This is a genomic window from Veillonella sp. Ser01, from assembly GCF_053850375.1.
In genome coordinates, this window is sequence record NZ_JBSPUA010000001.1 from 258,710 (window position 1) to 271,988 (window position 13,279).

Consider the following 13,279-nt stretch of genomic DNA (forward strand, 5'->3'; position numbering starts at 1 on the left):
GAGTTGCTAACCCTATTGGTGTAGGAGGCCTTATGAGAGTAGAGGACATGAAGGGTGGCTATACCACAGGTTCATGTGCTACGGCAGGTATGAAAGCTGGTTTATTGGCCCTCTTAGATAAGAACATCGTGGACCAAGTGGTCATTGAAAATCCTCAAGGTCAGTATATTGAAGTGCCTATTAAAGCCGTAGAGGTTATATCCGATACAGAGGCTAAGGTGACCGTTATGAAAGACGGCGGCGACGATCCTGATGTAACTCATGGCAATGATGTGGAAACGACGGTGACTCTTGATAATACTGGTGAACTACGATTCCGAGCGGGATTTGGCGTTGGAACGGTAACTAAACCGGGCCTTGCGATGCCGCCAGGAGAACCGGCTATCAATCCAGGGCCTAGGGCGATGATGAACATCGTCTTTGAAGAGCATTGTGTACATGGTCAAGGTGTAACGGTAACGGTGAGCGTACCAAACGGTATGGTTTTAGCTAAGAAAACGTTAAATCATACCCTAGGTATCGAAGGTGGTATTTCCATTATCGGTACTACGGGTATCGTTAAGCCTATGAGTGAAGAAGGGTTCAAGAACTCTTTAGTACCTCAGCTAAAGGTTATGAAAGCTAATGGTTGTGAAACGGCTGTTCTTGTGCCGGGCCGTATTGGTCAAGATTTAGCTGAACAAGTATTAGGTATTCATAAGAACCAAATGGCCGAAACGAGTAACTTTATTGGCTTTATGCTTGAAAAAGCCGTTGAAATTGGTTTCAAGCGTATCTTGATCATCGGTCATATTGGTAAGCTCATAAAATTAGCTAGTGGTAGTTTCCATACCCACAATCGCATGAGTGATGGCCGTATGGAAAGCATCGTAGCCTATGCCGCTTTAGAAGGGGCATCCCAAGCGGTGTGTGAAGAGCTATTTAATTGCCAAACCACAGAGTCTACGTTCCCTATTTTAGAACGAGAAGGACTGACTGGCGTATACCAACGTGTTGTAGATCGTGCATCATTACGTAGTGAGCGATATATTGCTAACGAAGCGGAGGTAGGTATCATTATTACCACCTTAAAAGGTGAGATTTTGGCAATGGATAAGCATGCAAAAGAGATAGGAGAGCTTGAACAATGGCACATACCTTGTATATCGTAGGCATTGGTCCGGGCAATCCTGATTATGTGGTGCCTAGAGGCCTTAATTTAATTAAACATGCCACTATATTGGTCGGTAGCGAACGGGCCCTAGAGGACTTTCAAGAGCCTGGCCAAATTACATACCCTGTAACAGGTAAGCTTAGCCTACTGGCTGAGCAAATTGAGCGTGAGCTCAACGACCATGATGTTGTAGTTATGGTAAGCGGTGATACAGGCTATTATAGCTTGTTACCGTATTTGAAAAAGAAAATTACCGCTAACCCTATTGAGGTGGTACCAGGCATTAGTTCTATGACCTTTGCCTTCGCACGACTCAATGAGGTATGGCATGATGCGGATTTAATGAGCTTTCACGGTCGCCAACCGGCACCAGAGAAACTCGTATATGAAGCAGGTAAAAAGATGGGGTTCTTAACGGATCCTGAATATAATCCGGCGCATATTGCGCGTATTTTAATAGATGCAGGTTGGCCAAAAGAAACGAGAGCAGCAGCCCTTGAGCGCTTAAGCTATGATGACGAAAAAATCGTAGACTCCACGCTAGAGGTGTTAACTGAGCTTGAAGGCTTTGGTCATTCTGTAATGGTGGTACTAGGATGAGACATTTTTTCGGAATTCCTGATGAGGAATTTATCCGCGGCGACGTGCCGATGACGAAATGCGAGATTCGCAAAGCCGTTATGAATGAGGCGCGTATCGAAGAGGATAGCATTGTCCTTGACGTAGGTGCTGGTACTGGATCGATTTCTATCGAAGCAGCCTTGGCAGCTCCTAAAGGGCATGTATATGCGATTGAACGCTTTGATAAAGGCATCGACCTTATCAATGAAAATATGAAGAAATTCAATGTAAATAATATGACAGTCATAAAGTCCAAAGCTCCAGAAGGCATGGAAGAATTGCCTGACCTTGATGCGGTTATCATCGGTGGTAGTGCTGGTGGTATGACTGGCATCATGGACGAAGCACAACGTCTATTAAAAGTAGGCGGTCGTTTAGTAGTTACTGCGGTAACGATGGAAACAGGTTATACCATCTTAAAAGAATTGAAAGGTCGTCCTTTCACTTATGAAGGGTACCAAATGTCCATCAGCCGTTACCGCAAGGCTGGTCCATATCATTTGTTAGACCCATTGAGTCCGATTTTCATTGTATCTGCAACGCGTATCGCAGAAGGAGAGTAATATGGTTGACGTACATATCGTAGGCGCAGGCCCTGGGGATCCCGAGTTAATTACTCGCAAAGGGTATCGTTTAGTGCAAGAGGCAGACGTTGTTATCTACGCTGGCTCCTTGGTAAACCCTGCCATTTTAGAGGCTTGTAAACCAAGCTGTGAAATTCATAACAGTGCTACTATGAACCTTGATGAGGTGTTGGCTGTTATGAAAGCTTCTGTTGAGGCTGGTAAAAGCGTAGTTCGCCTTCACACAGGTGACCCGGCAATTTACGGTGCGATTCAAGAGCAAATGGATGCACTGGCTGGCATGGGTATTTCTTATGAAGTTGTGCCAGGTGTAAGTTCTTTCCTTGCTACAGCAGCGGCTTTGAAACAAGAATATACACTACCTAATGTATCTCAAACAGTTATCATTACACGCATGGAAGGCCGTACACCGATGCCTCCAAAGGAAAAATTGCGCATGTTAGCATCTCATGAAGCAACTATGTGTATTTTCCTTAGCGTTCAAATGTTAGATAAGGTTGTAGCTGAACTCATCGAGGGTGGTTATGACAAAACGACTCCAGTGGCTATCGTGGTAAAAGCGTCTTGGCCAGACCAACGCATTATCCGCGGCACATTGGAAACCATTGCGGAAATCGTAGCGAAAGAAGGCGTATTGCGCCAAGCTATGATTGTAGTAAGCCATGTATTAGATAGTGAATACGAATTATCTAAACTTTACGACAAAGGGTTTGCTCACATGTACCGCAGTGCTAAGGACTAGTATAATGAAAGAACTAGAAACTGGTGCGCCTATGACGGGAACTAAGAAAAATAGAACGGCTATTCTTTCCGTTTCTGAACGAGGCGCAAAGCTAGGTCAACGCATCAAGTCTTTGGTGGCACCTCATGCGGATTGCTTTGAAAAAGAAAACCGTTCTTCTGGTGGAGAGGCTATTTACTTTGACTCTCTTAAAAACCATATTGGACAGATTTTCAAAGATTACGACCAAGTGTTATGTATTATGGCACTCGGTATCGTAGTGCGCATGATTGCACCATATATTGAGCATAAATCCAAGGATCCTGCTGTAGTTGTAATGGACGAAGTAGGACACCATGTAATTAGTTTATTATCTGGTCACCTTGGGGGCGCCAACGAATGGACGCAGTCCATTTCGCTGGCTATCGATGCGGACCCAGTCATTACAACTGCTACGGATGTAAACGGATTGCCAGCGCCTGACGTGTTGGCGCGCCATGAGCATTTGTTGGTGGATGATTTTCAAACCTTAATCAATGTGAACTCTGCCATCGTAGGGGGAGAGCCGGTTGATTATTATATCGATGCAAGCTTAGAGAATGCTGAGCATTTAGCGGAAGTTACAAAAGCTCATATTGGTGAACATGGCATGGTTCACCTTGTTTCTTTGGAGCAACTAGAGTCTATGCCATGTAAAAATGAAAGCTCTGAAGAGGGTGCTTCTCGGGTGGTCATTACGGACAAAGTAATAACCGAGTATGGTCATCAATTGATTTTGCGCCCTCGTACCTATACGATGGGTATTGGCTGTCGTCGAGATACACCGAAGGAATTAATCCTTGACGCCATACAACAGTCTCTGGCAGCGCATAAGCTTTCACCAAAGAGCCTTGTAACGGCAGCATCGGTTATCGTTAAACAAGACGAAGTAGGCCTCTTAGAGGCTATGCAAATTATGGGGTGGCCTATCGTGTTCTATACACAGGACGAGATGGCACCACTCATTGAAGAACAAGAATTAAAAGAATCTAATTTTGTAAAAGGAACTATAGGAGTAGGAAACGTATGCGAGACAACGGCATTATTAGCGGCCAAGAGCCGAACATTAATACAGCACAAAACAATTTATCCCAAAACAACGGTAGCCATTGCACAGGTAACATCAAAGTAATCGGCATCGGCCCTGGCGATGAAGAGTTTATGACACCTCAAGCGCGCGAAGCTATCTTAGCGGCTGATCGCGTTGTAGGTTATTTGACATACCTTGACTTGATTAAAGACCTTATCGAAGGTAAAGAAACTGTAGGTACTGCAATGATGCAAGAAGTTGATCGTTGCCAACAAGCTGTTGATTTGGCGGTAGAAGGTCATCAAGTAGTTGTAGTATCCTCTGGTGACTCTGGCGTATACGGCATGGCAGGCCTCGTATTGGAACTTGCTAACAAAGTACCAGCAGAAAAACGCCCTTCCGTAGATATCGTGCCAGGCCTTAGTGCTGTAAACGTAGCAGCATCTGTATTGGGTGCACCTTTGATGCATGACTTTGCAGTAATTTCCTTGAGCGACTTGATGACTCCATGGGATCTTATTAAAAAACGTGCTGACCTTTGTGCACAAGGCGATATGGTTATCTCCTTGTACAACCCACGCAGTAAAAAACGCGTTACTCACTTAGATGAAGTTCGCGAAATCGTCCTTAAATACCGCGACCCTAAAACACCTGTTGGTATCGTGCAAAAAGCAGGTCGTCCAGGTCAACATATGGTAATTTCTGACCTTGAAAACTTCACAAAAGAAGAAGTAGATATGCAAACACTTGTTATCATTGGTAACAGCCAAACCTATGTTGAAAATGGTCGCATGATTACACCTCGAGGCTACAAATTATGATTTGGGTCATTGCCGGTACTTTGGATGGTCGTACCTTAGCAGTAGAAATCCAAAAACGGACTGGTGAAGATGTGCTTGTTACGGTTGTCAGTCAATATGGGGCAGAGCTTGCTGCCCATAAAGGCATTACCGTACATACGGGCCGTCTTGACCAAGAGGCGATGCAAAACTTGATTAAAGAGCACAATGTACGACTCTTAATTGATGCAAGTCATCCGTATGCTGCTATTGTTACAGCTACGGCTCAAGATGCAGCAAAGGCCGAAGGTATACCTTTTGTTCGCTTTGAACGTAAAGAGGTACCATTACCAGAGTATGATAAATTACATATCGTAGTGGATGAAGTTGAAGCAGCGAATTTGGCAGGCAAGTTAGCAAAAGAAAATAATAACCATGTGTATTTGACTACTGGTAGTAAGACAATGCACATCTTTGCTAAATCTGAAGCCTTGCAAGATTGTGAAGTATGGACACGCATTTTGCCAACTGCAGAGGTGTTACAAATGATGGAAGACCTCAATGTGAGTCCAAAACGCATCGTTGCTGTACAAGGTCCATTTTCTTACGATATGAACCGCATTATGTTCCACGATACAAAGGCTAGCGTTGTAGTTATGAAAAACTCTGGCCTTGTAGGTGGTGCTGATACAAAATTACAAGCAGCCATGGATCTTGGCATCCATGTTATTGTTATCGATCGTCCACGTGTTAAGATTGAAAGCCACGTGGTATCATCGAATGATGAATTTTTCAAATTATGGGAGGACACTAATGGATTACGTTAAAAATCCTAAAGAGATTGAAGATAAAAGTATGCAAATCATTTACGACTATGTAAAAGATTTAGGTTTAACAGATGATGAAGTACGTGTAGTATCCCGTACTGTACATGCTTCTGGTGACGTTGAATACGCTCAACTCGTAAGAATGAGCCCTGGTGCTGTTCAAAAAGGTATCGAAGCCTTGGAAAATGGTGCTAATATCTACACTGATGTAGAAATGGTGCGCACAGGTATCTCTAAACCAGCTCTTAAAATTCGCGGTAATGAAGTACACTGCTTGATCAAAGATGAAAACGTAGCTAAAATGGCTAAAGAATTGGGTGTAACTCGTTCCATTGCGGCTATGCGTACATTTGGCAAACAATTAGAAGGCCAAATCGTTGCTATCGGCAATGCTCCTACTGCATTGTACGAAGTATTGCGCTTAGCTCTTGAAGAAGGCATTAAACCAGCTCTTATCATTGGTATCCCTGTAGGCTTCGTAGGCGCTGCAGAATCCAAAGATTACTTGATGGAAGTATCCCCAGTTCCTTACATCACTGTAAAAGGTAACAAAGGTGGTAGCCCAATTGCTGCTTCCGTATGTAATGCATTGCTTTACACAGACGTTAAACGCAATGACATGCTCTTCGTAGAAGGTAAAGAGTCTAAATAATACAAAACCCGAATCGTATTTTTGTAGTTCTGCGATTCGGGTTTTACTGTATATTTTAGATACTACCAGTTAAAAGTAATATTTTTTACTAGCAATAGTGTGCTCTTTTCTTAGATACTACCAGTTAAAAATAAATATTTTTAACTGGTAGTATCTCTATAATTGGTGGTACTAGGTCTAAAATATAGAATTTTCAAAATGACTTATTTTGTATATGAAGATATGGAGAGGGGGTTCGTATGGCATCTATTAACGAACGAAAAGCTTTTCGTTTATCAGTGATTTTTATCTTACTTATAGCCGTTATAGCTTGTATGATTATATCTCTTATCTGGGGTTCTACACCTGTATCGCTAGCAGAGATATGGAGAACGTTATGGTCTGATGAATTAACAGATACGGCTTCACAGATTATTTGGAATATTCGCTTGCCCCGTAATATTGTGGCTGCTTTGGTAGGGGCCTGTCTTGCAGTATCGGGGGCTATATTACAAGCGGTTATGAAAAATCCGCTGGCGGATCCACAAATTGTAGGAGTATCCTCTGGTGCGGGCCTTGCCGGTGTTATCGTTCTCATATTATTCCCTGGTTACGATTATATTGTTCCTTTAGTAGCCTTTTTAGGTGCCATGGGGGCGGCCCTTATGGTATACGCACTGGCCTGGAAAAATGGGGTTAGACCTAGCCGTATTATATTAGCTGGTGTGGCTGTAGCTGCCTTCTTAGGCTCTGGTATTTCAGCGCTTCTCGTATTTTACGGGGACCGTGTACAAGGTGCTTTGCTCTGGATGGTAGGGGGCTTATCGGCTCGTAGTTGGCCACAGGTTGAGGTTATATTCCCGTACGCCATGATAGGTCTTTTCCTAGCTTGTTTAGGGGCAAAACGACTTACCATTTTAAGCCTTGGCGATGAGACTGCAAAAGGTCTCGGTCTTAAGGTTGAACAAACACGCTTTATGATGACTGCTGTAGCTGCTTTGTTAGCGGCGGGTGCCGTTAGTATTGCAGGCCTCATCGGCTTTGTCGGCCTTGTGATTCCTCATATGCTACGGCTTATTATCGGTAACGACTATGCGTATCTATTGCCAGGGTCTGCACTATTAGGTGCTTTTGTTCTCGTTGTGAGCGATACAGTAGGGCGCGTTCTCATGAGCCCTATTGAAATTCCTGTAGGCATTATCATGGCCTTCTTTGGGGCACCGTTCTTCTTGTATCTATTAAGGAGGGATAGCTGATGAGTACAAATAATTCTGCTATTGCTGTAAAACAGCTATCCGTAACGCTTGGAAATCGCCATATTTTACACGATATTTCAGTATCGATTCCAATGGGGAAAGTTACGACCTTAATAGGCCCTAATGGTTGTGGTAAAAGTACGCTTTTACGAACTATGATTGGGTATATTTCTAGTCCTAGTGAGTGTGTAACCATCTTTGATAAGCCATTATCCTCTTATTCACAAAATAAACTGGCTCGTCAAATGGCATTCTTACCACAAGTACCGAATATGCCGAAGGATATGACCGTAGAGGAGCTGGTGTACTGTGGTCGTTATCCGTACCAAAACTGGTGGAAGAATACGGCAAAAGAGGATAGAGAAATCGTAGATTATGCATTGTCTATTACGAAAACAGATCATCTTCGTCATCAGCTCATACCATCTCTATCTGGTGGTGAGCGGCAACGAGTTTGGATTGCTATGGCATTAGCACAAGAGCCAAAACTCCTTGTATTAGATGAGCCAACAACCTATTTAGACATCAATCACCAACTTGAAATTATGGAACTTTTAAAACGCCTTAACAAAGAGCAAGGTTTAACAGTTCTCATGGTGTTACACGACTTAACACAGGCGGTACAATACTCTGACTATATGGCTGTTATCAAAGCCGGTCACTTAATCGCAGCAGGAAACACAAAGGATATTACCTCGGATTCACTTTTTAAAGAGGTGTTCTCTGTAGACGTGCAAGTAGATAACTTTGATAATAAACCATATGTACGTGTGAAGGGCTTATTGTAGTTGTTGTTTGATAACTAGTATTATAGTGGTAACAAACATTATGAAAAGCATAAAATGGTAGTTATCAAAATATAATTAAGTTTGAATAATAGATATGAAAAAAAGGGCTATAACTAGAATGTACTAAATGCATTCTGTTATAGTCCCTTTTTTGTTTTTAAAACGTTACGTCTATGCCGTATGCTTCTTTTACTAAACGAGCCATAGCCTCAGGTGTTTGTAGACCTGGGTTTAATAGGAATAGTTTGGAAGGTAAATAAATAACGCGGTTATTTTGTACTGCTTTCAAATTAGCCCATGCAGGATTATCTGTCATGGCTTTTTTCATTGATTTAGTGATTTCTTCTTCTTTACCCATTGTTACAACAAAGATAATGTCAGGATTATCTGCTGCTAATGTTTCTAAAGAGTAAGGTACTGTTTTATCTGTTGTTGTTTTGTCCAAATGACTAGTTACAACATTTGTCATACCTAAGTCTTTAACCATCGAGGCTGTGATAGCAGTATCGGTTTCAGCTGTTACACCTTTACCAGTAGCACGTAATACAGCTACGCGGGCTGGTTGTTGGCTTTTAACGGCATCTTTTACTTTGGCAATGTTATTTTCATAGGTGGCAATGACAGTTTTTGCTTTATCTTGATGATTAGTTAACTCGCCAAGGAATGTTAAAAGTGGCACATTATCCTTAATACCATCATAGTCAATTAGAACGGTTGGAATTTTGCTAGATTGCAGTTGCGCTTCATACTTTTTATGTTGGTTTTCAAGACCTAATACTACATCTGGATTCAGACCTAGTAATTGCTCCATGTTAATGTTTGCAGTTTGCCCAAGAGCGGGTAGAGCTTCAATTTCAGGTGGCAATTTATCTGTAGTACTCACACGACTAATAGCTTTACCATCTACAGCATAGAGCATAGATAATACAGAATTAGATAAGACCGCAATTTTTTGAGGATCCTTTGGCACTGTATAAGTTTGACCATTAAAGGTCAATTCTTTTGTAGTAGCAGAAGAGCTGGATGTGGATTTACCACACCCAGCTAGTGCTAGTACAATCATAACCAAAGCGATACTACCAAGTAGTAGTTTTTTCATGATGTACTCCTATGTACGTTATGTAACGATACTAGTTAAATTGTAAAACTAATTATTTTTGTAATGCATCCCAAGCTTCATTAGCACGTTCCACGAAGATATTACGGATATTTTGGTTTTCACCTAGACCGTGAAGATAAGTATCTACTTTGAAACCGTCTTTTTCAAGAATGGATTTATGGGAATCTGGTTCATTACCTGCCATGTCGTTATTAGCATGGTCACCAGCTACCATCATGAATGGCATCAATGTAACATGTTTAATGCCATGCATTTTCAATTGAGGTACAACTTGTTCAAGATTTGGAGTGCCTTCTACTGTGTAGATGTATACGTTTTTCAACCCAAGGGAGTGAATACGATCTTGGATTACAGAGTAGTAAGCATTGGAAGGATCTGGAGTACCATGAGCCATGATAAGAAGGGCATCTTCTTTACCTAATTTAGGGAATTGAGATTGAACGGCTTTAATTGTTTGTACAACTTCATCGGTTTGGCCTTCTTGACCCATCCAGTACATAAGTGGAGTACCAAGGGTCATTTTTTTGAAGTTATTTTTGTAAAGGTTATAAACTGCTACATCATAGTTATATTCCATACCAGGAATAACATCTAAAGATGTTAAAGCTACACGAGAATAACCTTCAGATTTTAATGTATCTAATGCCTCTTCAGGTGTAGGATAGGTAATACCTTCTTTTTGTTGGATACGGTCACGGATGATATGGCTAGTGAAAGCAGTTACCACTTTAGTGTTTGGATGTGCTGCTTTAATAGCGTCTACAGTTGCATCAATAGTTTTAACGCGAGTTTCTTTGTATGTTGTACCAAAGCTCATAACAACGATAGCATCTTTGTTTTGAAGATTTTGAAGCTCTTTAGTTTCATGTGTGCGAACACCAATAGTAGATGCCTCTTTTAATGCTGGTGTAGGATCTTTGACTTCTTCATTTAATTGGTATGCTGCATGAGATACAACAGGTGTACCAACGGATACTGCTAAACCTAAAATGGCGGATGCTAATGCTAATTGTTTTTTCATTTTAATACTCCTATCCATAACTAAACTACAGTCTATACAATAATCTTAGTAGTGTAGATAAATTAATATAAATCCTTATAGGTTTATAGACTACTATAGATTAATTGCATATATAACCTCAAGCCAATCGTAACAAAGGGTAATAGGGGTGTCAATAAACCCCATACCCCTAGAAGTATAGGAAAAATAAGGTGTTTTTAAGAAATTAATGTGATGAACATAGTATAGTATTAGCTTTTATAATTACATTCTTTTTGGTTATAAGGATATGAATATGTGAATACATGAGTAATTTTATTTGATCTTTATTTAGGCATATTTTGATGGGGCCCCATAATATTACTACAAATATATTAAAAATGATGCCCTATACTTGTTTGCTCCTCGTTCCTGATGTCGCTACACAAGTACAGGGCATCATTTTTATTACTGTAGTTATGTAGGCGTCCCATCAAAATATGATATATAATAAATATAAATATAAAATTTTAGTAAAATAAAATTATCATTTAAAAGAGAGAAGGACTATGTTTGTTTTTTGAGAGAGAACAAATCCTTTTAAAACAGAATGTATACGATCTACTACATAATACTAGGATAGGTGGAAAAGCTTTTTTATTTATTATTTGGTAAGAGCTCTTGGCAATTTGTAAAAGACCTCTAGGTTTATATTCTATGAAATAGGAAATAGTTTATGATATATGATTTATTAATTTTAGGCATTAGCATATGGTTATTGTATGATATTTTTCTTATGTATAAAGTAAAGAATAAATCACAAGTCCTAATAGAGTTTATATTGTTTGCTGTATTAATTGCTGGATACTTAATAAATAAACTGTATGAAATTAACTATTTTGTATCAGATACATATTTTTATTTAGGTATGGTATTAGCGGTTATTATATATTGTTGTATATTATGGTTACATAGGTATAGATATATAAATACTGACGACGAGAGAAAAAAGAAAAGTATAATTAATTCAATTCTAACAATTCATGCAATCATATTTTTATATGGATTAGTGATAGTTTGGGTAGTATTCTTTTAGATTTTAATATGATTCTTAATTAAAAAATGGTGTTGGACTCCTTTGCGTTCAACACCATTTTGTGTATCTTGAAGTAATAGTGTAATGTATATATTAAATAGATTAGAGTACTATGGTTTTAAATTAGTAGGGTAGATATATTTGTGAATATTCTAATTGGTCTCTTTGGCTTATTAATGGTGAATTATCTCGTCATTATGGCTAGGTAACGAATAGTTAAAATTGTAATTGGTATCTTAGGGAATTGTATCTTTGGACCTTCATTATTTAGCGATTATATTGCTTTACCAAGTTATATGATTGCTTTGAAGTATATTTTAATTATTATTCTTTGTGTTGCTTGTGTCTTTGATCTATGGCGTCATAATCGCTCTGGCAAAATTACAGCTGGAGACAAGAGAAGGTATGATACCTTTACAGGTCGAATTAAGTTTATTGTTATATTTTTCCTTCTTTTATGTGGTGTTGCATCAGTTATACATTGTTTTGGTTGATTTTGATATTTTTTCTCATTGACTTCTATACATTAATCTTGTACTATTATTACATAGTAGTTGATAACAATTTTCAGTTATGAAGGTTGTATCATGTATGAGCGATATGGAGGTCACATATGAAAGGCATAATTATTGCATCCTTTGGATCAATTTATCAAGATGCTGTGGAGAAATCCATCGGCAGTATAGAGAAAAAAGTACGTTCCATGTATAGCGATATGGAGGTACGCCGTGTATTCTTATCTGATGCATTAGTAGAGAAGTGGAACGAGAAGTACGACGATAAGATTTCTTCTTTCACAGAAGCTATGCAAGATTTTGCTCGTCTTGGCATCGATGAAGTATACATTCAACCTGTAACATTAGTAGCAGATCAGTGTTACCAACAAATGCGTAAACAAGCATTGAAGTTTTTACATAGTAATGAATATGGTTTTAATCAAGTAAATATTGGTAAACCATTACTTACATCATTAGGTGTAAAAAACTATGCTGACGATTATGAAGCGACATTAGAAAGTATCGTGCGTCATGTTAATACAAAAGCACTTAATAAATCTGTAGTGCTCATGGCAAATGGTCAAAATCAATTAGAGTTTAGTACATTACAATTGAAAGCCATGTACGGCGCAGCACCAAATGTAGTAGTATTTACTACAAATGGGTTCCCTACATTTAAACAAGTACTTACATTATTAGATCGTATGGGACATAAAGACTTGTTAGTAGTACCATTAGCTCTTATTGGTTCTACACATTTAATGGACTACCTTGGTGGTGAGCGTTCTGACTCCATTTATGCATTGCTCGCTGAAGAAGGGTACAATGTAGATATTTGGAATGAAGGTCTTGGTGAAAACCCTTATGTACAAGATTTATTTTTGAAACATTTAGGCCAAGCTATCCGCATGTCTGATCGGAAGCGTCCCATGCCTCGTGAATCTGTAAAACCTGTAATGACAAACTCTCGTATGGAAGCACAAGGTATGATTTCTTAGTTTGATCTCTCATATAATTAGACATACATCTCTCCACACTCCTTTATATACGTAAAAGTCCTCCTTGTTGGAAATCCAATGAGGAGGATTTTTACTTTTACTATGAAAAATATTTATAATATCCATTTTATACGTCCTATGGTATGCCCCTAATGTGTCG

Annotated in this window: 13 protein-coding genes; 11 read left to right on the top strand and 2 right to left on the bottom strand. The window is 39.5% G+C overall.

Annotated features, from left to right (window positions below):
• The first annotated feature begins 32 nt into the window (after positions 1–32).
• The 10 genes from cbiD (at position 33) to ACWTVK_RS01245 (ending at position 8,429) form a co-directional block, all read left to right on the top strand.
• Positions 33–1,151 carry a cobalt-precorrin-5B (C(1))-methyltransferase CbiD gene (cbiD, locus tag ACWTVK_RS01200; protein WP_456045691.1) on the top strand — a complete coding sequence of 373 codons (1,119 nt, stop codon included), beginning with the start codon at positions 33–35 and terminating at the stop codon, positions 1,149–1,151.
• Positions 1,127–1,753 carry a precorrin-6y C5,15-methyltransferase (decarboxylating) subunit CbiE gene (gene cbiE, locus ACWTVK_RS01205; RefSeq protein WP_456045692.1) on the top strand — a complete coding sequence of 209 codons (627 nt, stop codon included), beginning with the start codon at positions 1,127–1,129 and terminating at the stop codon, positions 1,751–1,753. The genes cbiD and cbiE overlap by 25 nt, the downstream gene beginning before the upstream one ends.
• Positions 1,750–2,337: a precorrin-6Y C5,15-methyltransferase (decarboxylating) subunit CbiT gene (gene cbiT, locus ACWTVK_RS01210; protein ID WP_287521616.1), complete on the top strand. Its 588-nt coding sequence runs from the start codon at positions 1,750–1,752 to the stop codon at positions 2,335–2,337. The genes cbiE and cbiT overlap by 4 nt, the downstream gene beginning before the upstream one ends.
• A 1-nt stretch (position 2,338) precedes the next feature.
• Positions 2,339–3,100 (top strand): precorrin-4 C(11)-methyltransferase, encoded by a 762-nt coding sequence (gene cobM / locus ACWTVK_RS01215; protein ID WP_105089359.1) that lies wholly within the window; start codon positions 2,339–2,341, stop codon positions 3,098–3,100.
• A gap of 4 nt (positions 3,101–3,104) precedes the next feature.
• Entirely contained in the window at positions 3,105–4,250 is a 1,146-nt protein-coding gene (locus tag ACWTVK_RS01220; protein ID WP_456045693.1) for a cobalt-precorrin 5A hydrolase, read from the top strand.
• Positions 4,251–4,279: 29 nt separating this feature from the next.
• On the top strand, positions 4,280–4,969 hold the full coding sequence (gene cobJ / locus ACWTVK_RS01225; RefSeq protein ID WP_004697003.1) for a precorrin-3B C(17)-methyltransferase: 690 nt from the start codon (positions 4,280–4,282) through the stop codon (positions 4,967–4,969).
• Positions 4,966–5,754, top strand: a complete 789-nt coding sequence (cobK, locus tag ACWTVK_RS01230; RefSeq protein ID WP_129823128.1) for a precorrin-6A reductase — start codon at positions 4,966–4,968, stop codon at positions 5,752–5,754. The genes cobJ and cobK overlap by 4 nt, the downstream gene beginning before the upstream one ends.
• Positions 5,741–6,406: a precorrin-8X methylmutase gene (locus ACWTVK_RS01235; protein WP_105085833.1), complete on the top strand. Its 666-nt coding sequence runs from the start codon at positions 5,741–5,743 to the stop codon at positions 6,404–6,406. The genes cobK and ACWTVK_RS01235 overlap by 14 nt, the downstream gene beginning before the upstream one ends.
• A 239-nt stretch (positions 6,407–6,645) precedes the next feature.
• Positions 6,646–7,641, top strand: a complete 996-nt coding sequence (locus ACWTVK_RS01240; protein WP_456045694.1) for a FecCD family ABC transporter permease — start codon at positions 6,646–6,648, stop codon at positions 7,639–7,641.
• Complete coding sequence (locus ACWTVK_RS01245; protein ID WP_456045695.1) at positions 7,641–8,429, top strand: ABC transporter ATP-binding protein; 789 nt, start codon at positions 7,641–7,643, stop codon at positions 8,427–8,429. Before ACWTVK_RS01240 ends, ACWTVK_RS01245 begins: the two co-directional genes overlap by 1 nt.
• A 157-nt stretch (positions 8,430–8,586) precedes the next feature.
• On the opposite strand, the gene ACWTVK_RS01250 is transcribed toward ACWTVK_RS01245, so the two are convergent.
• On the bottom strand, positions 8,587–9,528 hold the full coding sequence (locus tag ACWTVK_RS01250; protein WP_456045696.1) for an ABC transporter substrate-binding protein: 942 nt from the start codon (positions 9,526–9,528) through the stop codon (positions 8,587–8,589).
• Between the two features lie 52 nt (positions 9,529–9,580).
• Positions 9,581–10,570, bottom strand: coding sequence for a sirohydrochlorin cobaltochelatase (locus ACWTVK_RS01255; protein ID WP_456045697.1), 990 nt, complete (start codon positions 10,568–10,570; stop codon positions 9,581–9,583).
• Positions 10,571–12,237: 1,667 nt separating this feature from the next.
• On the opposite strand from ACWTVK_RS01255, the gene ACWTVK_RS01260 reads away from it, so the two are divergent.
• Positions 12,238–13,119 (top strand): sirohydrochlorin cobaltochelatase, encoded by an 882-nt coding sequence (locus ACWTVK_RS01260; protein ID WP_456045698.1) that lies wholly within the window; start codon positions 12,238–12,240, stop codon positions 13,117–13,119.
• Positions 13,120–13,279 lie beyond the last annotated feature (160 nt).

What these genes read in the sequence shown, in the direction of transcription:
- ACWTVK_RS01255 (WP_456045697.1), bottom strand. Translation starts at nt 10,570, where the DNA reads ATGAAAAAACAATTAGCATTAGCATCCGCCATTTTAGGTTTAGCAGTA.
- cbiT (WP_287521616.1), top strand. Translation starts at nt 1,750, where the DNA reads ATGAGACATTTTTTCGGAATTCCTGATGAGGAATTTATCCGCGGCGAC.
- cbiE (WP_456045692.1), top strand. Translation starts at nt 1,127, where the DNA reads ATGGCACATACCTTGTATATCGTAGGCATTGGTCCGGGCAATCCTGAT.
- cobK (WP_129823128.1), top strand. Translation starts at nt 4,966, where the DNA reads ATGATTTGGGTCATTGCCGGTACTTTGGATGGTCGTACCTTAGCAGTA.
- ACWTVK_RS01250 (WP_456045696.1), bottom strand. Translation starts at nt 9,528, where the DNA reads ATGAAAAAACTACTACTTGGTAGTATCGCTTTGGTTATGATTGTACTA.
- ACWTVK_RS01245 (WP_456045695.1), top strand. Translation starts at nt 7,641, where the DNA reads ATGAGTACAAATAATTCTGCTATTGCTGTAAAACAGCTATCCGTAACG.
- ACWTVK_RS01260 (WP_456045698.1), top strand. Translation starts at nt 12,238, where the DNA reads ATGAAAGGCATAATTATTGCATCCTTTGGATCAATTTATCAAGATGCT.
- ACWTVK_RS01240 (WP_456045694.1), top strand. Translation starts at nt 6,646, where the DNA reads ATGGCATCTATTAACGAACGAAAAGCTTTTCGTTTATCAGTGATTTTT.
- cobJ (WP_004697003.1), top strand. Translation starts at nt 4,280, where the DNA reads ATGACACCTCAAGCGCGCGAAGCTATCTTAGCGGCTGATCGCGTTGTA.
- cbiD (WP_456045691.1), top strand. Translation starts at nt 33, where the DNA reads ATGAGAGTAGAGGACATGAAGGGTGGCTATACCACAGGTTCATGTGCT.
- ACWTVK_RS01220 (WP_456045693.1), top strand. Translation starts at nt 3,105, where the DNA reads ATGAAAGAACTAGAAACTGGTGCGCCTATGACGGGAACTAAGAAAAAT.
- ACWTVK_RS01235 (WP_105085833.1), top strand. Translation starts at nt 5,741, where the DNA reads ATGGATTACGTTAAAAATCCTAAAGAGATTGAAGATAAAAGTATGCAA.
- cobM (WP_105089359.1), top strand. Translation starts at nt 2,339, where the DNA reads ATGGTTGACGTACATATCGTAGGCGCAGGCCCTGGGGATCCCGAGTTA.